A 25,492-nucleotide genomic window follows, 5' to 3' on the forward strand; every position below is an offset into this window, starting at 1 on the left:
AGTGCCGGAAGCTACGAAAGGCTACGAGAAGCTACGAAAGCCTACGAGAAGCTACAAATGCGATCTCTTTTACGCATCTTCCCGGTAGGTCACCATAGGGGCGAATGTGAAGACAGGCGACCATGACGTGGTGCCCGGCGAGGGAGAAATCGTCGGGTGGATTTCATTTTAGGCAAGCTTGCAGAAGTGGCCGTGCTTGTAGACGTAGGCGGTGACAGCCCTTCAGCAGCATTGGCGAATCCGGTCCACCCCGCGTGCCTTGCGAAGCCATTTTGACTGACGCGGAAACGTCCAATCTGTGGAGGCTTGCCCCCGGTACACAGAGAGACTCTCGCCCGGCCGACTAAGATCCAACCAAGGAGGCTGGGTAGCGTCTGACCGATGTTATTGTGTTGTCGGATTTGAACAAGATGCGTCTGGAGCGACAACCGGTAAAATCGCGCGACAAAATCGGTTGAATGAAATTTGGCCAGGAAACGAATGCACACCGCAGACCACACAGTTGAGCAAACCTCGCCGCGCCCTATCCGCCTGCTAATACTGGGTGTCGCCATCATTTCCCTGGTGCTTGCGGGACTGGCGATCATCCCGTTCCAGCCGATGTTTGCGATGGCACCTCCCGACCCGTCCTATTACTTCGTGGGTCTCGATTCATCATGGGCATATGCCATGAATGAAGCCGTCGCGCGACACTTGGTCTTTGGACGTGACGTTATTTTCACATTCGGTCCTTTCGCCTCGGTTTACACCACGCTCTACCATCCGGCAACGGATTCCATCATGCTGGTTGGGAGCGCGATACTGGCCGCGGGGCTGTGTGCTGGCTTCTTCCTCATAGGCTTTGATCGCCGTCCCATGGCGCTGCTACTCCTACCGTTGATAGTGGCTTTGTCGCTCTCGAGGGATGCCATTTTCCTGAGCATTCCCCTTTTGCTCATGCTGGCAACATATCGAATCGCCACGCGGCCGGAGAGCGAACATCATTTAGCGGTTACGCCTTCCGTGGCGATTCTTGTTGCCATTGTTTCAGGTGCAACTGGAATACTTCCTATCGTAAAGGGAAGTTTCGCAGGCCTCGTCGGCGCCGAGGGGGTGATCACGATTGCAATGCTTCTCTACATGCGGCGCGGTAGAACCGCTTGTGGGGTGTTGGTGACGGCAGCCCTATCGCTATGCATCGGATGGGTTGCGGCTGGCCAACCGTTAGCCCAATTACCTCATTTTTTCGTCGCCCAAGGGCCTATCATTTCTGGCTATTCCGAGGCTATGTCTCGGCATGGGCCTTTCACTGAAGTTTTGTATTGGATGGTCGCAGCGGCAACTGCTGCAATCTTGTTTTATGTCTGCGTCGGCCGCACGCATGCGAAACTCGGCATCTTAGCGATCGCCGGTATCGCAATCTATCTGTTCATCGTGTTCAAAGCTGGCTTCGTGCGACAGGATGGTCACGAGCGCATGTCCGCAGCGTCAATGCTCTTTCTTGCACTTGCACTGTCGACTTTTCTTAGGCGCGTTCCCGCCGTGGTGCTTTGCATCGTCGCAGTTGTCAGTTGGGGGGCAATGGAATACACGATGCCCGATTTCCAGCCAGATTTCCTCCGACAACGGACGGTCCTTGCTTACGAGTCGCTAAGAGACGGGTTAGATCGAAGACTGACGAGTCCGTCGTCTTTCCCTGGCACTTTTGCTCAAGGCAATGAACAAATTCGCGCGCTGACACCGATTCGTGACGTATCGGGAACCGCCGACGTATATCCGTGGAATTTGTCGATTCTGTTTGCGAATCAGATACCGTGGAACGGCCGCCCGATTCTGCAGAGCTACTCGGCCTACCGCCCGCGCCTTGACCAGGCTAATGCAGATCATTTGACGAGCGCACAGGCACCCGAAAATGTCTTCTTTCAGGTTAAGACGATCGACGATCGCCTTCCGACACTTGATGATGCTCTGAGCTGGCTGGTGCTGCTGCGGTACTACACCATTGTTAGTGATGAACATGGATATCTGCGCATGGCGCGGACTCTTCCGCCACGTCCTTATGCGTCGACACCGCTTGCAGATATTGATACGTCCGTGGAAGAGCCAATCTCAATTCCGGCTACGGATGGCATTGTGATCGCTCGAATTCACATGAGGCCCACCATTCTCGGCCGCCTCGTGCTCGGCGCCTTTAAACTCCCGCAAGTCTTCATCGAGATCACATTGAATGATGGGCGCTCGTTCAAATATCGTTACATCCCTGCTATGGGAGAGACGGGATTCCTGCTATCGCCTCTTGTGAAATCGAATGCCGATCTGCTCTCGATCGCGACGGCAAACAACAGTCGGTCGCGCGTCAAGGAAATCAAACTACTTACGCCCTCTGTAGGGATGTGGAGCAGAGGCGTCCATGTCACACTTGAAAATGTGCATATCGCTCCTCAGCCGATCGATGAAAAATTGCTAAAGACGTCGAACTGAAGGGCTGCGATCAACTATTTGTCTGACCACATGCTAGTCGCCGGGTGACATTGACGATTCAGCTAGGAATTGCGCCGCGAAAATGGTGTCGTTGAACTTCACGCTCTGAAACAGGACGCCGCCCTTTCGGGCGGCCGGTGCGTCAAGTTTTGATTGCGCGCCCCTCTCTAGCACCAAAATAACGATAGTGGTGAATCGGATCAACGCCAGCGGCCATGACGTCAGGATTGGCGGCTAGATATTCTGCAGCGTCGAAATCCGCGGGGAGCGGAGCGGCACGATCAATTTGCTGGAGGCGAGTCGCTAACTCGACGAATTCGCCCGGAATATCGTATCCGCAGTACTTATTCGGGGATCTTTCGCCAGTGAGGATGTTCATCGGATCCCGAAACTTGATGGCGCCATACATCGGGTCGGAACTCAGGGGCGTGTAGTACGCGCAACCCTCAAAGTAGTAATGTGTGACCTGCGACCAACGGGTTTTGGTCTTGTCCGATTGCTTTAGCCCACCGTGAAGGAGGTTGGCAAGCCAGATGAGGCTTTGTCCCTTCTTCGGTGTAAAGAACTGTGGCTTGATGCCATGCTCCTCAACCAAGGCTTCCCAAAGCGGCTCAAATGTCTGCTGGTTCCGCGAGCTAGGTGTCTCTACGGAGCAAACACCAAGATGTTCGTTCGTATAAATCGGCCACTTATGCGACCCCGGGTAGTAAATCAGCGGGCCAGCATCTTCATCGATGTCTTCAAGAGCGGTCCAGACGCCGCACATGAAGCGCTCTGGAACCGAACTGAAATGTACTGAATCACTGTGGTAATGCTGCTGCGTGCCCACGGGAAAATTCAGAGTCTGAAACGGCCATGCCTGACGACCGAACAGGTTGCTCAGAAGCGAAATGACCGTGGCATTCGTTGCTAGCCGGCGCACGTTTTCATTGTCTTTCCATGCGTCGATGACGCGCAGGCTATCGCCGGCATCGTATCCTTCGGAAAGCCAATATTCCCAGTCGTACTTGTCTACCAGATCTTGTTTGATTTGATCCGCTATTGAGTCGAACTCTTCGTCAGGAAAATCGATGACGGCGAAGCCGTCTCGGTAAAGGTCTTCTGCAACCCGGCGCGTCTCGTTATCAAACCCCGCCGTCGCGATTCCTTTGTTGAAGAACGGGCTTTCGATAAACGGGACCCCCGGCAATAGATTGCTGTGTATTTTCATTGGTCGAGTTTCTTATTGGTATATACGAAGAATTGTCGCGGCAAGAGTATGCCGCGGCCCCTTCGGGGCCTATTGAATGTCCGGATACCTTAATGGAGTTGTTTGCTAGTCGTCAAGATATCGTAAGCGCTTCTTGCAAAGGCGTTTAAAATGACTTATCGGAGACAGTTCGACACCCATACACAACGTCGCGCAGGACAACTGGGAACGTCGCGAGCTAATCTTGATGAACGTGTGCAGCAAGTTAAGCGGCGTCGTGACCAAGTGCAAGGAAACGATATTGGCGCGCGCCTTGTACAATTGCTCCTCCTGCTGTTGCCCAAACAAAGATGAGGAGATAACCAATGCACGCCGCGCCGATCCACCCTAACGACGACATGTTCCACGGTTCGCTGGAACACTACGCTTCGGTCGGCAAGCAGATGGCTGACTTCGTAGTACATGCGGCCGAACTGGCGGGCGCCGAATCGCCGACGATTCTCGAACTTCCGTGCGGATACGGCCGTGTAACGCGTCAGTTGGCGGAGCGATTTGACCCTTCGCACATTCACGTGGCGGATATCATGGCCCCGTCCGTAGATTTCTGCGTTGAAACCTTCGGGGCCATTGGGTACTACATCACTGATCCTGTTTACGAGTTCAAAAACATCCCTGCAGAAACATTCGATGTTGCTGCGCTAGGCTCGCTCGTTACTCATTTGTCCAGTCACAACGCGCGCTCGGTCATCGGACATTTTTTTTCGAAGGTCAAGTCAGGAGGCGTCGGTGTAGTCACCACGCACGGTGAGAAATCTCGCGAACATCTTGGTATTGGGGATTGCTATCAAGTGGGCGAGGCCGCACGCCAACATCTGTTGAACAGCTACGACGCAAATCAGTTTGGCTTTGTGAACTATCGAGTCGATCACTCACTTGAAGCAAAGACCGTAGATTATATTGGCGATAGCTACGGTATCTCGCTCACCCCTGGCGATTGGGTCAAGGACGTCTGCGCGGAAAACGACCTGACTATCGTCGAGCATCTTCCAGGCGGCTGGGACAATCACCAGGACGTATTTCTAATCAGGAAATAATCTGGTTTAAGCCGCCTGGAGTCGTTAGCACCCGACGCTAACCCCGAGTAACGACATTCATCGTATGTGGATGCGGTCGCAAAGCATAGTAGTCGAAGAAATGCTGTTGCCACAGCGCGCAGACCGTGTCCATTTGTTCGATGAGATCTGATCCAAAAGCATGGCCAGAATCTGCGGCGTCAATTCTGGCTCGCATGCGGTCAAGCAGCAATCGCTCAAAATCGTTGTTGCAATAGTCCTTTATTTGCTCGTGCGTGAGCGGATAGGCCACGGTGTTCGTGTCCGCATGAGTCGATACGAAAGTGCTGAATAGACGCTCGATGATGAACGGCAGAAAGGGCGCTGGATCCGTATGGCTGGTTTCCTCCATGACGTTTCGCGCAGCCACGTGAGTCGGCTCGGACTCCAGAAATTCGGCGATCGGAACCAGAACGCCGCCTACATAGCGTTCCCAGAATTGCTGGGATCCCACCCAGAAATTGCTATAGGCGAGGTACCGGGAATCGTGCCTCGGCGTCTCGCCGAGCTTCCAACCCAACTTGCAAGCGTCGATCAGTTCTTGCGCCGCACGGGTAAGTCCAGGATGGGCATGCTCGCCCTGCATCCAGACGTTATACGACCAATAGGCAATCTGCGGAAATGGATTGATGAAGCAGACGTCCGCATTAGCCTGTGCACGCACGAATTCGAGGAAACGGGCGCCTGATATCTTTGCCTTCAGATTGAACTTGGGAGAGAACAGGCCCGTGAAGTCGTGGCGTAGATGAACCTTGTTGCGATACATGTCGACAAGAATCCCGAATTCACGCCACTCCGGTCGCGCGTTTTCCGCACGCACGAGTGGAATAAATTCAGGGTCGGCGAGTGCCTGATCCTGCGCATAAAGCGGTTCGTAGATCGCAACGCTCTTGTTCATACCTGGCCTACGCGCTCCACGCAATAGCGTTTCAGGTCGCTGCGCCACTTCAGGTAGGTGAATGACGCATTGGGTACGGTGAAGCTCGGGTAGCGCGTTTCGATAGGAATGCCCAGCAGGTGCTGTAGAACCACGCTAATGGGTCCGCCGTGTGCAACTGCTGCGGTAATTCCTGGCTCCGACGCATGGGGCAGTACTTCGAGATCTACCCAGTTGCGTACGCGATCGGCCATATCCAGATGCGACTCACCTCCTTCATAGCGATTGGTGATGTCGTCGTTGAACGTCGGATACGCAGCGTTAAAGTCAGCTTCACGCCACGTGGCATAGATGCCAGGATTGGTTTCGGCAAGCCGGGCGTCAAGCTTCATCGGCGCTGATTCACCGAAGACGATTTGCGCTGTCTGATGAGCACGCTTCCACGGGCTGGAAAAGAGGGGGGACGGTTGATAAGCAAACCGCTCCAGTGTCTTCGCAAGCTGTGTGGATTGTGTTTTGCCGAGGTCCGTGAGCGGGTCCTGGTTGGTCGAAATGAGCAGTCCTTGCGCATTCGCGGTCGACTGGCCGTGCCTGATCAGTAGAAGGTCCATAGTTCGGATTGAGTCGACTAGATTGAGTTTTCGCTAGTTAAAAGTGTCATCAGCGTCCGCGCAGGTGCCGCAAGTCCAAACCGCTGGTGCACATCGTCGAAAGCATTGCGTTTCATCTGCTGTCGCAACTGGCTATCCTGATACATCTGTTCCATGGCTTCAGCCCACTCGTCAGCTGTATTGTTCACGAGATAGCCCGTCACTCCGTGCGTCACGGCATCTTCGTATACGGGGCTTTTCGAATAGATGCCCGGAATGCCGAGGCTGCCATAGTCGATGTATTTGATACATGACTTGCAGCTATTGAAGAACAGCGCTTCAGGATCTTCCCGGCCGCCAAGTGGAACAACCGAGAACAGATAACCCGCGTCACGTATGGCGGACTTATAAGCCGCGTTGTCGAGAAAGCCCTTGGCCGCCAGGCGCGGAATCCGGGACATTTCCGGAAATCCATCGCCCCAAAATTCCAGCGACACTTCCGTATGCCGGTTCATGAAGTCCACAAGGACCTTGAAAAAGTCCTTTCTGAAGTGGACAAGCTTGATGCCGTCAGTGTTCGAAAACATGATCTTTGGCGGTTGGACTTCTCGCCAATCGCTCGGATCCGACGGAATAGCGCTGTGATCAAACCCGTTGGAAATGATCGATACAGACGAACGAATACGCTGCAATTTATTGCGCAGCGCTTCGTTGGACACCGTCGCCACGGAAGCATGTCGCAACAGCCAGGTTATGTTCGCCAACAGGTCGTCGTTCAGATCAGTGACGCTGTACATCGGCAAGTCAATGATCCAGTCATCCATATCGTAGATCGTACGCAGGCCTAGATCGTTGGCCATGCGCATCAAATCTACCGCCCGATTGGAGGTGTGCTTGTTGAACAACACCGCGTCAAAACGCCTGAGCTGGCCGATGGTAATGTCGCCTTCGACAATTTCCTCCCATTCGATCATGCCGTGATTGGCCATATAACCGAGCAGGGGACCAAAGCGGGCGGCAATCGACCTCGACATCAATTTGTCGTGTGATAGCGAAACTCGCTGCACTACCAGTAATCGTGGGATTCTTGGCATGTCAAATACTTTCTCTTGCTAGCATCTCGGCGAGTTGTGGTCCAATGGTTGAAGCTGAATGCCGGTCCAGCACACGCTCGTACGTCTGCAAGATTTTCGATTCACGATCCGCGTCTGTCATTGCGCCTTCGATCGCCTTTGCTAATCCTTGTACCGAATCGGTGGGCGCATACCAGACACCGTCTGCGAAATGCTCCCTTTGCCAAGGGCCGTCTCCAATAACAAGCGGTTTGCGCATGATCGCGCCCTCCAGGCTCGAACGCCCTGGCGGATCGATGCTGGCTTCAACTATGACTGCACAGTTGGAAATGATCGAACGCAGGAGCGCGCTGCATGGCTGCACGAAGGGTAGGAAGGTGATGCCAGGGTGTGCTTCCTTGACGCATTGCCGGTAATACTCGTCGTCTCTCGCACCGCCGACGAACACGCCTTCGAGCTTAAGCTCGTTCAACGCCCGGATCAGTTGCAACTGGTTTTTGATCGGTTCAATCAGGCCGAGACATAGCGCGAAGTTAGTCGCATTGCAGATCGTCGACAACAGGTCGTTGTCTGCTGGTGCGAGAAAGCGATCGGAAACGCATGTCGGAACCACCAGGAGTTTGTCCTCCGGTACGGAGACATACTGCATAAAGTTGGCGAGTTCCGCTTGTGATTTGAATAACAGCTTGTGCACGCCACGTGTGATCTCGGCAATTCTCGCAACCTCGTTAGCGGTTGGTGCGTCGGTCCACCAGACATTCGGCCAAAGAAAGACAGGCTTGTTCTTAAGTTTGGCCTCTCGGAGAATGGCTTCTCCGTCGGCGTGTACCGAGAAATGGATGATGCCGTCGTAGAAACTGAGTGGCCGGCTGCCGATGCCGTAAATGTCCGTATGAACACCGGAAGCCTTCATGATTTCGGCGACCTGTACGAGCTCGGACTCGCCTCCGCCGCTTACAGTGAATGCTGTGCTGTACGTGGTGAGCAGGAATTTCAAACCCGTCATGTCGTTCTCCCGGTCGCAAGCTGTGTGAACAGATTGCGCCACACTTCATCGCTGGTCTTCAGAAGGATATCCTTGGCGCGATTCAAGTAGATTTCGCGCGACTGCCCGGCCTTGCCCCCGGTGACATCGACCAATTGCGCGAGCAGCGTCGCCCATGAATCGGCAGGCGCGTCATCCGGCAATACGCTTTCGGCGAGACACAACTCTTCGGCTGCCGTGCCCGCACGCACGAGTACGGGCTTCCCATAATGCATCGCTTCAAGTACGGGCACGCAAAACCCCTCGTGACGACTGGTCACCAACAGAACAGCTGATCGTTCGAAACAATCAAGCAGATCGCAGTCATCGAGCGTGCCCTTGAAATCGACGTGGTCGAGCACGCCGAGTCTGCGAGCATAGTTAATCAGGTATTTCGAGTAGTCATAGTTCGGCATGCTGCCTATGACCGACAACGTTGAAGGCACGCCGAGGTTGCGTAACCTGTGCAGAATCTCGATGCCATCTTCGATCCGCTTGTGTGGAACGACGCGGCCAACCATCAGCAATTCGGCGTTCGCGCGCGGTGCGCTGCGCGAGTTCGGATTGCGGCTGAATGCGGGCATGTCGGCGAAGACAGGCGGGACAACTTCAATCGATGCATGCCCCGCGACGCCTTCAAGCGCCTGCGCGGAAAAATGCGAGTTCGCAACGAGTAAATCGAAGGCTTCGAGGGCGGGTAACTGCGCGAGCGCGTCCTGGCACAATTGAGCAGTGCGTGGTTCGAAAGCGCGCAGTAGTTCCGGATCTGTTACGCCATGGAAATAGCCAATCTTCTTGCACTTCAACTTTGTTATCTGATCTAGGTTCGGATCAAAAATTGAATAGCTTAGGAAGAGGACATCGTCGGGCTGAACCGCGGAAGTTAGTTCGCTGAGAGGATGCACTCTCTCGTTAGCGGCATCGTGGTTCTGTGCGTACAACTCCGCAGCGAAGCCAAGCCGCCGCGCAGCTCGAGCCACGCCGAGGCAATGGTTTCCGACAGCGTCGCCGCTGAAGATGTCTGGCGCGCAGATCAGCACTCTCATGGAGACACCACTCCCGCTTTGATTTCCGCCAGTCTATCGGCGTATGCACGAGCGACTGCCTCAATAGAATAGTCGCGGACAATACGCGCCTGTCCGGTCTTGGCAACGCGTTTCCGGCGGTCTTTGTCTTCGAAGACTGTACGGATCTGCTCCGCCGCGGCCGACACGTCGGGATCGCACCAGTACTGACCTTCGTAAAACAGATAGTCGCCTGCGCGCAAGGGGACGAGATCTCCATCCACAAGAAAGGATGTCTGCTCATCGCAGAAATCCACATTTCCCGAGAAGTTCGTTACCACGACAGGCTGTCCCAGTAGCATGGCCTCAGCAATTACGCGCCCGAACCCTTCGCTACGATGGAGCGAGATATAAGCGTCGCATGCGGCCATAAAATCGACCGTATCCTGACGGCTCAGTCGCTCCGAGACGATGCGGATTCGAGGATCCTGTGCAGCGAGTTCGCACACTGCGCGCCACGTCGGATCGCTGTCTCGCACATTCATCGCTTTGACGATCAGGCTGACGCCGGAGGTCTGGGCGCCAAATGCTTTCTGAAACGCATGGATCCCGGCGATTGGATTCTTGCGCGTCAGCCACGAATTGCCGTCGAACATCAGGTAGAACAGGAACTCGTTGGACGGTAAGCCAAACCGGCTGCGGTCGGGATTCACCGGCGCAGGAATGTTCACTGCCATCGGAACGTGATGGACTGCAGTGTCCCCTTGTCTCGCGAATGCCGATTGCACGAACCTGCTCTGCGCCCAAATTTCGTCGACGAGCCGATGAAGCTGGCCGAAGGCGCTCGGCCACTGTGGCAATTCCCACGGCCACGCACCGATCTTGTACGTGTCAGCCTCAATGAGGTTGCGTCCGCCCTCGAGCGAAAGTCGCAGCATTTCGGGCGGCGGCAGGCAAAAGACGCTCAACCCGTACTTGAGGTTGACGCTTAGGAGGTGGTCGACGGACGTATCGAGTTTCGCTGGGCCTGCCATGGGCGCATTGATCAGCGCGCATGGGATCGCGGAGAGCCCAAGAGCTTTCGACGCCATTCTTGCGTCTTCGCCGAGCCCGAGCACGCCCTGCGGAAATCCGACAATGTTGACCCCGAACGGGCGGGCGCGCCAGGCGCGCTCGATCGACATAACGTATTGATTGCCGCTGCCGTGAGAATTGGCGCTAACGGTAGCAATGGAGATCGAACCCAGAGTGGGATATTCGTTTCTGCCGTGGTTTTGCCACCAGCGTACCAGCTCGGTTGCTCCGGCCTCCGTGCTGGTGTCAAATGTCGCGGTCAGATCAGCGCGGTCCTGCCGGATCGATTCGAGGAATCGGGGGACGGCAGACGCGGGTGTTCCGGGGGCCGACTCTGATGCCAGCAAGGTCGGCAAGAGGGTGTTTGTCGACCATTGGATAACCGGGTAGGCGAACTGTCCTTCGCTATCCCACCAGGTCAGCGCGGCCAGGCGTCCAGTCAATGTTTTCAGATCGAACGCCTGCCGCAAATCAGCCCGGTCGCGACACATCAGAATCAGAAAACGGGGAAGAGGGATCCCTGTGGCGTTATCGGAATCCTCGAGCTCAAAGAGACCCTCAGGCACGCCAGAAAGTATCCATCTGATGCTCGGGTATTGGTCCTTTCTGTGATCGCGCCACCAGCCCAGAAATGCGATTCGACCACCGAAGGTCTCGAGGTCGTAAGCTTGCCGCAAATCGGCGCGTTCGTTTCTGATGAGGTGCAGCAGACGCGGGCACGGCACTTCGTCGGCATTACTGCTTTCGTGTGTTTCGAGAAGCGCGTGAAAGATCTCTGCCGGAGACCAGGCGATCCTCGGGTATTCGACTTGGCCGCGCTCTTGCCACCAGCTCACGCACCCCAGTCGACCGGCAACGGTCGTCAGGTCAAAAACCTGTTTCAAATCGGTTCGGTTTTCGACGATTACCGAAAGGAACGCAGGTAAGTCGAAACCACTTGGCCCGTCGATATCGGCCGGCTCAAGCAAAGTTGCGGTCAGATGCTTTCCGTCCAGAATGCTCGGCGCTGTGCTCTTCAGCCAATATGCAATGCTTCGGGGGTGTTCCGAGATCAGCGTTGCATTGTCGAGTTGCTCGACATAAGCAAGGTCTTGCGATCGGGGTTTCCAGTCGAAGTCCGGGTAGTCTGTACGCGCGACGGATTCCCACCACAGATACAGTGCGATCCGGTCGGTCAGCGTCTTGCAGGAAAACTCAGCAAGATCGGCACGAAACTTAAGCAAGAAGTAAACGGCGCTGGGCAACGCGAATCGTTCACCTTCGGACGGGTGTCGTGCTTGATCCAGCCACTCGGTTGTTTTTGTCATTTGTTTACTGAATCAGATCGGCAACTCGGGAAGGCCACGCAAAGGAGAAGTCCTCGTGTTCCAGCGTCAGGTTCGGCGAGTAGCATGGGTCGTTCAACAAGAAATCACCCCAGCGGTTCTGCACGTACGCGACTTCCCGATTGAATCGGGCGATCTTCTCCGGATTGTCTTCGTATCCGCGAGTCGCAGACTCGTGGTGATACAACTCGGCATAAGGGGTCCACACATTGCGATACCCCTCTTTGCGAACGCGCAGGCAGAAGTCGACGTCGTTGAACGCGACCTGTAGCTGTTCGTCGAGTCCGCCGACCTGCTTGAAAATCGATTGCCGTACCACGAGGCAGGCGGCGGTCACTGCGCACATCGAACTGCGAAGCAGTGTTCTCGAGAAATAACCCGGCTGAGGCTTGGCGCTATGTTTGTGCGAGTGACCGGCAACACCCCCGACACCGATAATGACGCCGGCATGCTGCAGTGTGTCGTTCGGATAGAGCAGTTTCGCGCCGACACAGCCCACGCCCGGTTGCAGCGCGAGCGATACCATTTCGCTCAGCCATTCCGGTGTGATGACTTCGATATCGTTGTTCATCAGACAGACGAAATCGGCTGTACTCGCAAGCCCTACGCGATTATTCAGTGCCGAGTAGTTGAACGGGGCATCGTCCCGCTTCACTGTCACGACGCCGTCTGCCTGCAAGCGGGCAAAGAGTTCGTGCGTTGCCGGCTCGACCGAACCATTGTCGATGATCGTGATGCGAAAGTTCTTATAGGTGGTCTTTTCGCGAATCGACGCCACACATTGTTCAACCAGACGAGCAGCATCGCGCGTCGGAATGATGATCTCGACCGACGGTTGTGCGTCCGGGAGTTCGTAGCACACCTTGTTGTAACCGCTTGCTCCGGGCGCCGGTTCGACATGGCCCTTTACGCCTTTTCTCTGCAAGTGCTCGTCGATTGCACGCATCGCCGCGATGTGTGCATACGGCTTGGCTTCATGCGTGGATGCAGTGCTTTGCGGGTGTACGCGCCAGTGATAGAGCACGCGCGGAATGTGATGAATCGCACCTTCGCCGCAGTAGTCAAGGAATCGCAGCGCCAGATCGTAGTCCTGCGAGCCATTGAACTCGTCGCGGAATCCGCCGATTTCCCGCATTGCCGAAGCACGGTACACGCCGAAGTGCGTGATCATGTTCTGGCTAAGGAACAGGTCGTAGTTGAACGCCGGCTTGAAGTACGGTTCGGAACGCACGCCGTCCACCGAAATCTTGTCTTCGTCCGAGTAGATCAACGAGGCTTCCGGATGCTCCTGTAATGCTTCTGCGACGCAAAACAGAGCGAGCGGGTGAAGTTCATCATCGTGATCCAGCAAGCCAACGAATTCACCCGTGACCAGTTCGAGCGCGCTGTTGCTCGCAGCACTGATGCGGCCGTTCGTGGTGCGGTAGGTGACCTTGATGCGAGGATCTTTGCGCGCGTACTCCGTAAGCGTTTTTCGAACGCTGGGGTCGGAGGAGTTGTCGTCCGCGATGCAAAGCTCCCAATTGTCGTACACCTGGTTGATGACCGAATCGATTGCCTTGCGAAGCCAGCGCTCCGGCGTGTTGTAGGTCGGCATCAGCACGCTGAATAGTGGCTTGTCCTTCCAGCCCGACACTCGCTTGCGCAGCGCGGTGTATGCGGAGCGTTGTGGCTCGTGCGACTTGATCCACTTCGGGTAGTCGCGACGGCCGTCGGCCACAGGCGCGGGTGTGTTTGCGACAACGCTTGGTTGCGAAGCCAGCATGTGGCGTGGCCGATGCAGAACGAACGGCACCTCACGCGCCAGAAGCTCAATGTTGAAATTGCTGATGGAGAAGAGACCGGCCTGTGCGATCGGATCCAGGCGCAACGCGTTCGTGGTGAAGGGCAGAAGCAGATCCTGTTTGACCGTGCCGTCCGAACCGACCGTCATGTAGATGGCCGTTGCTTCAGACATGCCGTGGCCTGCGTCGTAGTAAAGGACGCAAGGCGACGCCGGCAGCTTGTCGGTCTGCAGCTGAAAGGAGATCCGGGCATGTCTGCCCACCATCTTCTTCCAGCCTTTGATCCAGAACTGCGGATCGTTGTTGATCGCTAGCCACGGAAGAGCCGCACTCGACGTTTTTTCAACGTTCTTTAAAGGACGCAACTGAAATTTCATATTCTCACACCAGGGAGCGGTAAGTCGTTTCTAATTGAGTGAGCACCGTTTGCCAGTTCAGGTGTCGACGGTGAGCCTCAGCGGCGAGCGTCGTGCGCGAACCTCGCGGTTTTGCTGCTCGGCGTATCGCGTCAACAATGCTGTCGACGTTTGAGGGATCCAGATACTCCACCTCGTCGCCGAAGTATTCGCGTGTCGACCCCACCTCAGTCACCGCGGCGGGGCATCCCGCTGCATGAGCCTCGAGTGCAGCGAGCCCCGGTGTTTCCAACGTGCTCGGCAAAACGAACACTTCGCATGCCGCGTACGCGGAGCGAAGCGCCGGCGAATCGTGGGCTAACGTGCCTGCGTAAATGAGCTGGTCACCGCCCTCCGCGAAGCACGCCTTCGCATATTCCGGATCGCGCTGGTGGCCGATCAGAACGAGCTTGAGTTCGGGGAACGATTTCATCGCCTTGACCAGCGCCAACTGGTTTTTGCGTGGCTCGATGTTGCCCACGTTCAGCACGAAGCGATCGTGAATTTTGAACTCGTTGCGAAACAGCTCGGGCGCGACCGGCTCGTAAAAGCTTTCCTCGACGCCGTTCAGAACCGTGACGAATTTTTCTCGTGGGAGGTCAAAGATCCGTGCGAGTGTCTCGCATTCGATGTCGGAGTTCGCAACGACGCGGTCCGCCAACGAAAACTGGTGATGGATCTCGCCGATCGGATAGAGATGCTTGGTCTCTTCCGTCACCCACAGACTGGACGAGACCACTAGGGGCAAGCCCAACTGCTTAACGAAGTTGCAGAAATGGACTGAGCCGCCGACGCACGAGAAGAAGTGGACCACGTCATGTTCGAGGAACCGTGGGTTCCATTGATCGAACAGCGTGACGTCCACTCCGTGCGCGGGTAGATGCTTGCGATACGCAAGCAGCTGTATTTCTCCGCCTCCGGGGGTGTGGAAGGCCATTGGGTAAGTGGCGAACAGCACTTTCATGAATGGGACTCTATCTGCTCAAACTTTTAATCAGATCGACAATCTCTGCCAGCGCACAGGCGCGCGTGATGCGCTCGCGATCACGCGGCGCGGAACGGCGATCCGTAAGATGCCTGATGGCGATCCGGTCGGCACGTCGCAGGACGTACGCGCGGCGGCGCGATGCAAAGCCCAGTGGTAACAGTGGTAACTAAGTGTCGACTCACCGGAGCGCGGGTCGCCGCGCCTCCACGTCGCTCTGGGGCGAAGTTGATTGTGCTGTCGTCGAGCACGTCGGACCTAAACTGCGAATTCCACATGCGCGAATATGTTTGAGATGTTAAGAAGTGTTCGAGCGGGCGTCTGAGGGGCCCGTCCGTTTTATCATCACGACCCGAGACTCCGCCGTGCTTTCAGCCTGTTTGCTACTCGCGCATTTTAGCGCCTAACGCTTACGAGAAACGGGTTGCAGCGGAAGCTGCCCGCATACAATACGCTTCCCAAACAGACTTCCACAGAAGCATCGCCGATGCCAGATTGTATCGTGTCTCATCAGCCTGTCCCGCCGTTTGTAGGCGCGGTAATCCATGCCGGAGCGTGGTCACTTCGCCAGTTGGACGCTGCCCGATGACTCAACGTGTGCTGATTACCGGCGCCAACGGTTTCGTCGGCCGTGCGGTATCCCGAGCATTGCTGCAGCGCGGCGACAGCGTCGTCGGCGTAGTACGCCGCCCGCAAACCACCGTCGAAGGCGTCCGCGAATGGCTCTTCGACGCCAACGACTTCGAAGGCATCGACCAACGCTGGCCGGTGGCAACGCGCTGCGACGCGGTTATCCACCTCGCAGCACGCGTGCATATGAAGCACGAAACGACGGCCGATCCTTTCGCCGCCTATCGCGCCACCAACGTCACAGGCGCTTTGCGTGTCGCCGCTGCCGCCCGCCGCGCGGGCGCGCGCCGCTTCGTTTTTGTCAGCAGCATCAAAGCAGTAGGCGAAAGCAGCGCCGGCCGGCCCATTACCGAAGCAGACGAACCCGCGCCCACCGATCCCTACGGGATCTCCAAGCTCGAAGCCGAGCGCGCGCTGATCGACTACGGCCGTGAATCGGGCCTCGAAATCGTGATCGTGCGCCCGCCGCTGGTCTACGGCCCCGGCGTGCGCGCCAACTTCCTGCAGCTGATGCGTGCCATTGCTTACGGCGTTCCGCTGCCCCTCGGCTCAATTGCGGCCCGTCGCAGCCTCCTGTTCGTCGACAACCTGGCCGACGCGCTCGTGCACTGCACAACCGACCCGCGCGCCCTTGGCGAGACCTTCCATGTAACTGATGGCCGCGATCTAAGCGTTTCAGAGCTGGCCCGGGCACTCGCCACCCAACTGCACGCGCCGGCGCGCCTGATACCCGTTCCCGTGGGTTTACTGAGCCTTGCCGGCCGTCTGACCGGCCGCTCGGCCCAAGTCGACCGGCTGATCGGTGAACTACGCCTCGACAGCTCTCATATCCGCGAGCGCCTCGGTTGGTACCCGCCTTATACCGTCGAACATGGCTTGCTGGAGACAGCCGCCTGGTACCGCTCAACGCACTGAACCATCCTCAATGCCGATCGCTTCGTTCTTTACCGCTCCTTTCGTGCACCTGCTCCTTTGGGGCTTACTAGCGCTGTGTGCATGTGCGGGGATCCTATGGTTTCTGCTCCGAACGGGCCTGGCCTGGCGTCTAGCCACCGACATCCCCAACGACCGTTCGCTGCACACACGTCCAACGCCGCGCGTAGGCGGCTGGGGCATCGTGCCGGTGGTCGTGATCCTGATCTGGCTCGCGGCGCCCGTCCTATGGTTGCCCGCACTGCTGGCGGCGCTGCTGGCCGCGTTGTCGCAAATCGACGACCGCCGCGGTTTGCCCGCCCGAGTCCGGTTCGGCGGCCACGCAGCGGCAGTGGTTGCGCTGATCGTCGTCTACCCGGCTGCAGCACCTTGGTGGGCCCTGGCAGCGCTGGCGTTCTTACTCATCTGGCTGGTCAATTTGTACAATTTCATGGACGGTTCGGACGGTCTGGCCGGTGGTATGGCCCTGTTCGGCTTTGGCGGCTACGCAATCGCCGCGTCCATTTCAACCCATCCGGACCCCGCGCTGGCGCTGGCTTGTCTGGTGGTGGCGGGAGCGGCAGCGGGGTTTCTGCTGTTCAATTTTCATCCCGCCCGAATTTTTCTCGGCGATGCGGGTTCGATCCCCTTGGGCTTTCTGGCTGGTGCCCTCGGCTACTGGGGTTGGCGCGAAGGCGTGTGGCCAATCTGGTTCCCGGCGGTAAGTTTTTCTCCCTTTATCGGTGACGCGTCGGTTACTCTGCTTAAACGGCTGCTCCGTGGTGAAAAGTTTTGGCAGGCGCACCGGGAACACTACTATCAAAGACTGGTGCAGGGCGGTTTCGGGCACGCATCAACGGCCCGAATTTGGTATTTGTTCATGGTCGCGGGCATAATGCTTGCTTTATGGGCACTAGGTATTGCTGTGGTTTATCAATGGCTTGTCGTCGTCGCATGGGCTGCTGTGCTCGTGCTCGCCGGGCTTTTCATTGATCGCTACTGGCGGCGCCATGTGTCCCGTTCCGGGCAATCTTGAGGTTCTGCGCAATGAAAAGATTCAAAGCCCGATGGCTTTCGTTCAGTGCGTTTGCGTTCGACTTGTGTGCGGTGGCGCTGGCCTGGTTGCTGGCCTACGTGATCCGGTTCAACGGGCCCGTGCCTGCCCCATTCTGGTCGAGCGGACTCCATGCACTGGTGTGGGTCCTGGTGATCTATGCCGTGATGTTCCGCAGCTACGGGTTGTATCGGGGCATGTGGGTCTTCGCCAGCCTGCCCGACCTCGTGAGAATCGCCAAGGCGATTGGGGTCGGTGCGGTAGTGGTCGTCATTGGCTCGGCGCTGTTGCAGCCGGCCCCGGTCGTGCCACGCTCTGTCCTGATCGTTTCGCCCATGCTGCTTTTCCTGTCAATGGGCGGCTCGCGCGCGTTGTATCGCGCTGCGAAGGAGTTCTATCGCTACGGTGGCCTCGTGGGGCAGGGCAAGCCTGTGCTGGTGCTCGGCGCGGGTAACGCCGGCGCGAATCTGGTGCGGGAGCTGAAACGTTCCGGAGAATGGCGCCTCGCGGGTCTGCTGGACGACGACCCGGTCAAACAGGGTCGCGAAATCTACGGCTACCGCGTGCTTGGCGCCATCAGCGATCTGCAGAAGATCACCGCTGAAATGAAGGTTGAGCACGTCATCATTGCGGTGCCTTCGGCTTCGGTAGAAGCACATCGCCGTATTGCCACGCTGTGCGTGCGCGCAGGCGTACGCGCCATGACGTTGCCGGCGCTCACGCCGCTTACCCAAGGCCAGGCTTTCCTGTCGCGCGTGCGGCAGATCGATCTCGAAGACCTGCTTGGCCGCGATCCGGTCATGATCGACACGCAGCACGTCGAAGCGCTGCTTAAAAACCGTGTCGTGATGGTGACTGGCGCGGGCGGCTCGATCGGCTCTGAACTGTGCCGGCAAATTCTGCGCTACGGGCCGGTCCAGCTGGTGGCGTTCGACGTCTCCGAGTTCTCGATCTACCGCCTCAACGAAGAGCTGCGCGATAAATATCCCGAAGTATCGGTAGTGCCGATCATCGGCGACGCGAAAGATTCCTTGCTTCTCGATCAGGTGATGGGCCGTTACTGCCCGCATATCGTCTTCCACGCCGCGGCCTACAAGCACGTGCCGCTGATGGAAGAGGTGAATACCTGGCAGGCGGTGCGCAACAACGTGCTCGGCACGTATCGCGTGGGGCGCGCAGCGATTCGCCACGACGTCGCCCATTTCGTTTTGATTTCCACCGACAAGGCCGTCAATCCGACCAATGTCATGGGCGCGAGCAAGCGTCTTGCGGAAATGGCTTGTTCAGCGTTGCAGCAGGGCGCAAAACGTACGCAGTTTGAAACCGTTCGATTCGGCAATGTGCTCGGCAGCGCAGGCAGTGTGATTCCGAAATTTCAGGAACAGATTGCGCGCGGCGGCCCGGTGACGGTTACGCACCCGGAAATCACGCGCTTTTTCATGACGATTCCGGAAGCGTCGCAACTGGTGCTACAGGCTTCCAGCATGGGGCACGGCGGCGAAATCTTCATTCTCGACATGGGTAAGCCGGTGCGGATCGCCGACCTCGCGCATGATCTGATTCGTCTTTACGGCTTTACGGAAGAGCAGATTCGTGTGGTGTTTACCGGCCTGCGCCCCGGCGAAAAGCTGTACGAAGAATTGCTGGCGGACGACGAAACCACCACCCGTACGCCGCATCCGAAGTTGCGTATCGCGCGGGCGCGTGAAGTGCCGGACAGCTTCATCGACAACCTTCTGCCCTGGCTAATGCAGCATCGCGTGCCGAGCGACGATGAAGTGCGCCGCGACCTGCGTCGCTGGGTGCCGGAATATCAACCGGCCGCCGCACCGGCTTTGCGCAGTGTCGGCAGCGTCACGCAAGTCACGCGGGCCTCCTAGATCCTACGTGCCTTTGGGGGTGCCGTGTCCCGCGGATGCCCCCATAGCGCGCCTTCCCTTCCAGCCTCGTTTACCGCAGCAACTCGCGACAATAATCAGTTACCTCGCTGGCGATTCTCTCGATCGGAACGCTTTCGATATCCTGCTCAGCGGAAACGGTCCGTATCGTCGATTGGGCATGGAGTCGCCACTCAGGCTTGATTTGACAGAAGATCGCGACACCGGGCTTTCCGAGTGCTGCGGCGATATGCATAAGCCCCCCATCCGCGCCGATAAAAAAGGAACTCTGCTTGATCAACTCGGCTGCCGCGGCGATATTCGGCAGGTCTACGTAAGACTCGACATGGCCGCAAGCAATGTCGTCACGGACCGCTCTCACCGTATCGAGCGCAATTTCGCCCGTGCCGATCAGAATGAACCGCGGGCTCGGGACCTGCTTAGGCCAGCTCGACGAAATCTGCTTGATAAGCATCGCCCAGTTTTCGTACCTGCGTCGCTTGTCGCCGCCCCCCACCGCGACCGCAATCGTAAATATTTCTGCGCTTCCGGCGCCCTGGTCAGAGATCGTCAACGTGGGTGCGATCGGGCCAGATTCGAGCGTCGATTTGAACACGCGCTTAATCTGTTCGTACGAAAGCTGAATTCTCGAAAAATTCTCGTCCCTGCGGTGCCCCATGATCGAAAACCATGGAGTGAACGGATGGTATTGAATCTTCTTTAAGATGGTTTTCGTAGTGAGGCTTTGGACGATCACCATGTCGTACCGCGCATCGCAATCGTCCAGCGAACGGGACACACGCCGGAACCGGGCATCCCTGACAAAAAGCTCCACCGGACCGTGTGGCATGCATAGATCGATGGATATGTGCGGGTCGATCAGAAGCCTCTGTGACAGATCCATAATGGAGTCACCGATCGTGGCCCAGTCGTAATACCAGAGTAATTTTTTGACTTTCTGTGGCGCGGCATGAGCTATCAAAAGCTGCTGGCCGGAGAGAAGCATCAAGGCGATTCGCTTGACGGACGAAATAGATATCATGTCGATCGGGATAACGCCAAAAGGCCGGTTCATTGCGGACCCTTGGCGATTCATGGATGCAACTGATGATATTCGTGCCGCCTGCGTTCAGGCAGATATGTGCTTCGACTATCGCTTCCCTTTCCTTACCACCATCCACCTCGGTGACTTAAACCGCACGATGCTCATATAGAGCCACACATAAGTCGCCGCAAACACCACCACAAAGCAGAACAGATGCAGCGTGTGCCGCCAGAACAACGTCGCCGGCACGACTGCGATCAGGCATAGCAGCCACAGATACGGCGACGTCAGCGAGTTCCGCCGCGTCAGCTCACGAGCGGTACGCGCACCCACCGCCCAGCGCATCAAGCGCTTATAAACCAGCATGTGCAGATGCACGCCGTCGGGAATCCCAGGAGACATCCCGCGAATGAACTTCTTCCGGTAGATCGAGAAACAGGTCTCGAAGATCGGGTACATGAAAAGCAGCACCGGATACCACGCCGACACATCGCGATTGCGCATCACCAGCATGATCGAAAGCTCGGCGAGCATGAAGCCGATGAAATACGCACCGCCGTCGCCGAGGAAAATCAGCCCCGCCGGGAAATTCCAGATGAAGAAGCCGAGCACCGCGCCCATCATCATGAACGAAGCCGACAGCACGATTGGATCCGACACCTGGAACGCCACGTAAGCGAGCGAAGCGAACATCATGAACGCGACCATCGAAGCGAGGCCGTTGAAGCCGTCGATGATATTGATCGCGTTGGCGAGCGCCGCGACGGCCAGCACGGTCACCGCGCAGGAGATCACCGCATACGAGAGCAGAAAGTCGAGCGGCGGCACGCTGATGCGCGTCACGGCGATATTCAGCAGGAAGTAGGCGAGAGCGGCGGCCGCCATGGTGCAAACGAGCCGTGCGAGCGGCGAGACCCGCTTGGTCAGATCCTCGACCAATCCCGAGCCGAATGCCGGCATGCCGCACGCGATCAGGCCCAGAATGCCGCCCGAGACGGCGGGATACGCGTGATGCAACTGCACGGCGGACACGATCAGCCCGACCAGAATTCCGGCCCCGCCGATGCGCGGCACCGGCCGCACATGGAATTTCTGCACGCCGGCCAGATCGGTATCGGTCGAGAATTTTTCATGCAAATGCGCATAGCGCACGATCAACAGCGTGATCAGCAGTGAAACGAGGAAGCCGAGCGCAAAACTAAGCATGAAAGTGGGCCTGAGCGAAGACGCCGAATTATACAAACGAAACGCATGAGGCCCAGAAAAGCAGCGCTCGTGCCAAACCGGCGAAAAATCCCAGATAGTGAAGCTTTGACAGCCCGCAAAGCCACGCCTGTCATGGATTCCACCTATGCAGCGAGGTCTCGCGAGGGCCGTTAACCTAGATGCGGTGAGGTGTAGGTTGCCGGCGAAAAAGACGATCGCCGGCGCATCACGGGGTTCGCCGCCGATCAATGAGACGTTCCGGAGAACCAATGCTTAACAACATCACCATTCGTGGCGGCCTGACGCTAGTGATTAGCGTATTCGTCGTTTTCCTGCTGACCGTGATCGGCGTCGGCTACGGCGCGCTCAAACTGGCGAATAGCAGCCTCGACGAAACCCAGCACAGCGCCGCAGCGCTGTCGCATCTGAAGGCGAGCTCCGAGAAGCTGCTGCAAGTGCAGCTCGCGCTCGGCTCCTATCAGACGCTCTTCAGCGTCGGCAAGCAGACGGACGACCTGTTGCCGGCCGCGCATAAGGTGCTGGTCGAGTCGAACAAGGACTTCGCCGATTACATGACCGGCCCGTTCGCAAGCGAGGACGAGAAGAAGCTCGCGCAGAACGTCGAGCAGGCGCGCAGCGCGCTCGTCGACAAGGCGATCGAGCCGGCGTTCAAGGCGCTCAACGACTTCGACTTCAATACCTTCCGCAACATCCAGGGCGAAACCGCGAACGCTTTCTACGCGACCTATTCGAAGGCCATCGACGCGCTGCAGCGCTTGCAGACGGACAGCCAGCACAAGCAGGCCGAGAAGGGAGCTCAGCGGTTCCAGCTTGCGACGCTACTGTTCGCGGGGATCGGCGCGATTTCTATCGTGATCGGTGTGATGGCGCGGGTCGGCTTGTCGGCGGCGGTGGTCAAGCCCGTCAATGCGACCATAAAACACTTCGAACGCATTGCGGCGGGTGACCTGACGATCTCAATCAAAAACAAGTCGCGCAACGAGATGGGCCAGTTACTCGGCGCATTGACGAAGATGCGCGATGGCCTCGTTGAGACGGTGGCAAAGGTGCGTGGCAGCACGACCGCGATTACGCAAGGCGCCAACGAGATTGCGGCAGGCAATGCCGACCTGTCTTCGCGGACAGAGCAGCAGGCGGCGGCACTTCAACAGACCGCGGCGAGCATGGAGCAGTTGTCGGCGACGGTGAAGCAGAACGCGGATAACGCGAAGCAGGCAAATCGGTTGGCGCAGGGTGCGTTAGACACGGTAACGCGCGGTGGCGCCGTGGTGTCGCGCGTCACTGAGACGATGGATGGGATCAGCGAATCATCGCGCAAGGTGGCTGAGATCATCGGCATGATCGAGGGGATCGCGTTTCAGACCAACATCCTCGCCTTGAACGCGGCCGTCGAGGCAGCCCGTGCGGGCGAGCAGGGGCGCGGCTTTGCGGTGGTGGCCTCGGAAGTGCGTAGCCTCGCGCAGCGCTCCGGCTCGGCGGCGAAGGAAATCAAGGAATTGATCGGCGAATCGGCCGCCAAGGTAGAGCAGGGGGCATCGCTCGTGTCCGACGCACAGAAGACGATTCACGAAGCCATGGACGCGGTTCAGCGCGTCACCGGCGTCATGAACGAGATCGAGGCTTCCGCGCATGAACAGAGCGACGGTATCGAACAGGTCAACAAGGCCATCACACAGATCGACGAGGTGACGCAACACAATGCGGCGCTCGTTGAGGAGGCCGCTGCCGCAGCAAAATCCCTCGAAGAGCAGGTCATCATCCTGAAGGATGCCGTTGCGGTGTTCCATCTCGATGAGGCTTGATAAGGCGGTCTAATTTACAATCCTGTTTTTCCATAACCGTTTTCGCTTGCGGCTGATTTCGCGAGGCTATTCGAAGAGTTGCGTAGCCCGAACGACGTCGAAAGACAGCCCCGCATTCGAATAACCTGAAAACAGGTGCGCCGTGCTCAAGGGGTGGGTGGCTTTTGTCGTCTCAGCGATTTGCATGGCGCTGTTTATCATCGTGTTCGGGCAGACCTTCTCGTCCGTCCAGCTTCACGAAACCGGGGATTTTGCGGCGAATTCCCTGCTGGTGCTTCAGGCCAAGCAATTCAGCCTGTTGGTCGGCAATTATTCTCGAATCGGATTTAACCATCCGGGCCCCGCGTTCCTTTACGTACTCGCCGCCGGCGAGGCCGCATTTTTTGATCTGACACGCTGGGTTACTTCGCCGTTCTCCGGGCAGATTTATGCGGTGGCGTTGCTTTCCGGATTCTGGATCGCATCGATCGGCGTGCTTTTGCGAAGGATGCAAGGGTCGATGCCGGCTGCCGTGACTACCACGGCTCTGTTTGTCGGTGTCACCGCGTATATCAACTATCAGGCGTTTGCGGGCACCTGGTTCCCGCATCTTTACTACTTTGCGTTCGCCGCCTTTACGGTGGCCCTTGCTGCTTTGATCATGGGGCGTCGGGACGGACTCGTGCTGCTTGCGGTCAGCCTGGGGTTCCTTTTGAATGGTCATGCGTCCTTCTTCGGGATAGCCGCAATCATGCTCGCATGTGCGGTCGTTGCGAATACGTGGCTTTATGCTCGGACCGGCAACACGCGGGGCAATTGGGTGTTGAGTCGTGACTATCTCGTAGGGAATTTTCGGGCGATTGCGATCGCGGTGGTGATTGCAGCACTGTTTCTTGTCCCGCTCGCGATCCAGACCATTCTCCATTTTCCTGGACCGGTCGCTGAATATGCCGCTTTTGGCCGCGTGCATCACGCGAACCATCTTGGCGACGCGATACGTTTCGTTGGTCTGTTCTGGAGTAACGGCCTCTTTGGGATTCTGTTCGGCGCTGCCGCCTGTGCCGTCCTCGCGACTAACCATTCGGGGCGGGAGGGTGAAGACCGCGTTGGGTCGGAGAGAGCAATCGTGCTGTCATTGGCGAGCGCGACGGTCGGCTTCCTTTTTTATTCTGTCTTCGGCGTCGACAATTTTTCGTTCATCTACGTCGGGATTTTCTACTACGCGGTGCCGGCGCTTGCGCTGACCTTGCTATTTAAGCGCGTTTTCGACAACGTGACGGCCGCGCCTCTCCGTGTGACGGTGGCCGCCTGTGTCGCCGTGGCTGTTTTCGCCGGTGTTCGTATCCATCAGCCGCCTGAATACGTTTCTCAATACAACGACCCGGAGATTCCGGCCGTCTACGCGGCGATCAAGCAACTCGGGGCTGATGGTCTTGTGTTCGATCTCGACGGTTCTGCGAACTGGGAGCACCTCTGGGCTACCGTGGTGGGCACGCAGGTATATGCGCTGCGTCAGGGAGCCACGCGGTTTTGCATCGCGCAGAACTGGCAGCTTGTCTTCTCGCAATCGGCGCGTTGCACGGAGGCACAAATCAGCGCCGCTCGTGGACGCTATCTTGTGTCAGCGGTGCCGAAGGCGGGGTTGGTCAGTGCGGCTAATGTCGCCGGTCTGTATTTCTATCCGCAAGGGGACGTGAAGTAAATGGGTTTATGGCTATCTGGGCGCGCATGCGACCGCGCCCGGAGGCATCGAAGTTTCATAGAAAATTGAGCGAGTTGATCGAAGCGGAACCAATCTCCGATGATCGGCCCCCAACGCTACGTCTGCGCAAACTCCGGCAGATTAATCGACTGTCAATGATCCGCACACATCCGTTCGATCCCAACCTTTGCGCGCCAGTTGAGCATATCGAAAGCCGCTGCGGGATCGTCAAAACACGAAGCCACGTCGCTCGCTCTACGAACCAAAACCTCATAGGGTACGCTGGCCGGTGAAACGTTGAGTCGACATGCTTAGTCTCTGTTTCCTGACGTTGATTTGGTGCAGATCTCGCCAAGATCTGGCCACAAGACG

The 25,492-nt window shown here is 57.4% G+C and carries 18 protein-coding genes and 1 pseudogene; 7 read left to right on the forward strand and 12 right to left on the reverse strand.

Going from position 1 to position 25,492, the window contains the following annotated elements; translation table 11 throughout:
* The first annotated feature begins 480 nt into the window (after positions 1–480).
* Positions 481–2,460 (forward strand): hypothetical protein, encoded by a 1,980-nt coding sequence (locus tag M0D68_RS19215; RefSeq protein ID WP_266224984.1) that lies wholly within the window; start codon positions 481–483, stop codon positions 2,458–2,460.
* A 142-nt stretch (positions 2,461–2,602) separates the two neighbouring features.
* Here M0D68_RS19215 and M0D68_RS19220 read toward each other — a convergent pair whose 3' ends face one another.
* Positions 2,603–3,670, reverse strand: coding sequence for a phytanoyl-CoA dioxygenase family protein (locus M0D68_RS19220; protein ID WP_266224986.1), 1,068 nt, complete (start codon positions 3,668–3,670; stop codon positions 2,603–2,605).
* 344 nt (positions 3,671–4,014) lie between these two features.
* On the opposite strand from M0D68_RS19220, the gene M0D68_RS19225 reads away from it, so the two are divergent.
* Positions 4,015–4,743 (forward strand): class I SAM-dependent methyltransferase, encoded by a 729-nt coding sequence (locus M0D68_RS19225; protein WP_266224988.1) that lies wholly within the window; start codon positions 4,015–4,017, stop codon positions 4,741–4,743.
* Positions 4,744–4,780: 37 nt separating this feature from the next.
* Here the strand turns inward: M0D68_RS19225 and M0D68_RS19230 are convergent, their stop codons facing one another.
* Genes M0D68_RS19230 through M0D68_RS19265 form a run of 8 tightly spaced genes read right to left on the reverse strand, consistent with a single transcriptional unit; the run spans position 4,781 to position 14,871 of the window.
* On the reverse strand, positions 4,781–5,659 hold the full coding sequence (locus tag M0D68_RS19230) for a hypothetical protein (RefSeq protein ID WP_266224990.1): 879 nt from the start codon (positions 5,657–5,659) through the stop codon (positions 4,781–4,783).
* Complete coding sequence (locus M0D68_RS19235) at positions 5,656–6,249, reverse strand: histidine phosphatase family protein (RefSeq protein WP_266224992.1); 594 nt, start codon at positions 6,247–6,249, stop codon at positions 5,656–5,658. The genes M0D68_RS19230 and M0D68_RS19235 overlap by 4 nt, the downstream gene beginning before the upstream one ends.
* Before the next feature lie 17 nt (positions 6,250–6,266).
* Entirely contained in the window at positions 6,267–7,322 is a 1,056-nt protein-coding gene (locus M0D68_RS19240; RefSeq protein WP_266224993.1) for a glycosyltransferase, read from the reverse strand.
* A 1-nt stretch (position 7,323) separates the two neighbouring features.
* The gene (locus M0D68_RS19245; RefSeq protein WP_266224994.1) at positions 7,324–8,307 is read right to left on the reverse strand and encodes a glycosyltransferase family 4 protein; all 984 of its coding nucleotides are present in this window, start codon (positions 8,305–8,307) and stop codon (positions 7,324–7,326) included.
* Positions 8,304–9,371: a glycosyltransferase family 4 protein gene (locus tag M0D68_RS19250; RefSeq protein ID WP_266224995.1), complete on the reverse strand. Its 1,068-nt coding sequence runs from the start codon at positions 9,369–9,371 to the stop codon at positions 8,304–8,306. The genes M0D68_RS19245 and M0D68_RS19250 overlap by 4 nt, the downstream gene beginning before the upstream one ends.
* Complete coding sequence (locus tag M0D68_RS19255; protein ID WP_266224996.1) at positions 9,368–11,710, reverse strand: glycosyltransferase family 4 protein; 2,343 nt, start codon at positions 11,708–11,710, stop codon at positions 9,368–9,370. The genes M0D68_RS19250 and M0D68_RS19255 overlap by 4 nt, the downstream gene beginning before the upstream one ends.
* A 4-nt stretch (positions 11,711–11,714) precedes the next feature.
* On the reverse strand, positions 11,715–13,889 hold the full coding sequence (locus M0D68_RS19260) for a glycosyltransferase family 2 protein (RefSeq protein ID WP_266224997.1): 2,175 nt from the start codon (positions 13,887–13,889) through the stop codon (positions 11,715–11,717).
* 4 nt (positions 13,890–13,893) lie between these two features.
* Positions 13,894–14,871 carry a glycosyltransferase family 4 protein gene (locus tag M0D68_RS19265; protein ID WP_211605841.1) on the reverse strand — a complete coding sequence of 326 codons (978 nt, stop codon included), beginning with the start codon at positions 14,869–14,871 and terminating at the stop codon, positions 13,894–13,896.
* A gap of 606 nt (positions 14,872–15,477) precedes the next feature.
* Between M0D68_RS19265 and M0D68_RS19270 the strand changes: the two genes are divergently transcribed.
* From M0D68_RS19270 to M0D68_RS19280, 3 genes are read left to right on the forward strand one after another with little or no spacing between them, the layout of a single operon-like run.
* A complete protein-coding gene (locus M0D68_RS19270; RefSeq protein WP_266224999.1) occupies positions 15,478–16,437 on the forward strand; it encodes an SDR family oxidoreductase in 960 nt (319 codons plus the stop codon).
* A gap of 10 nt (positions 16,438–16,447) precedes the next feature.
* Entirely contained in the window at positions 16,448–17,470 is a 1,023-nt protein-coding gene (locus M0D68_RS19275; RefSeq protein ID WP_266225000.1) for a glycosyltransferase family 4 protein, read from the forward strand.
* 11 nt (positions 17,471–17,481) lie between these two features.
* Entirely contained in the window at positions 17,482–19,368 is a 1,887-nt protein-coding gene (locus M0D68_RS19280; protein WP_200621934.1) for a nucleoside-diphosphate sugar epimerase/dehydratase, read from the forward strand.
* 70 nt (positions 19,369–19,438) lie between these two features.
* Here M0D68_RS19280 and M0D68_RS19285 read toward each other — a convergent pair whose 3' ends face one another.
* Both M0D68_RS19285 and M0D68_RS19290 read right to left on the reverse strand, forming a co-directional pair.
* The gene (locus M0D68_RS19285) at positions 19,439–20,440 is read right to left on the reverse strand and encodes a glycosyltransferase family 9 protein (protein ID WP_266225001.1); all 1,002 of its coding nucleotides are present in this window, start codon (positions 20,438–20,440) and stop codon (positions 19,439–19,441) included.
* 75 nt (positions 20,441–20,515) lie between these two features.
* A complete protein-coding gene (locus M0D68_RS19290; protein ID WP_054041755.1) occupies positions 20,516–21,616 on the reverse strand; it encodes a glycosyltransferase in 1,101 nt (366 codons plus the stop codon).
* 269 nt (positions 21,617–21,885) lie between these two features.
* Between M0D68_RS19290 and M0D68_RS19295 the strand changes: the two genes are divergently transcribed.
* Both M0D68_RS19295 and M0D68_RS19300 read left to right on the forward strand, forming a co-directional pair.
* Complete coding sequence (locus tag M0D68_RS19295; protein ID WP_093636340.1) at positions 21,886–23,439, forward strand: methyl-accepting chemotaxis protein; 1,554 nt, start codon at positions 21,886–21,888, stop codon at positions 23,437–23,439.
* A 184-nt stretch (positions 23,440–23,623) separates the two neighbouring features.
* Positions 23,624–25,120, forward strand: coding sequence for a hypothetical protein (locus M0D68_RS19300; RefSeq protein ID WP_266225002.1), 1,497 nt, complete (start codon positions 23,624–23,626; stop codon positions 25,118–25,120).
* Between the two features lie 152 nt (positions 25,121–25,272).
* On the opposite strand, the pseudogene M0D68_RS19305 reads toward M0D68_RS19300, so the two are convergent.
* Positions 25,273–25,401: pseudogene (locus tag M0D68_RS19305) on the reverse strand (UDP-glucose 4-epimerase); the annotation flags it as partial.
* Between the last annotated feature and the right edge of the window lie 91 nt (positions 25,402–25,492).

It is taken from the genome of Paraburkholderia sp. SEWSISQ10-3 4 (assembly GCF_030464785.1).
In the GTDB taxonomy this organism is placed as follows: domain Bacteria; phylum Pseudomonadota; class Gammaproteobacteria; order Burkholderiales; family Burkholderiaceae; genus Paraburkholderia; species Paraburkholderia aspalathi.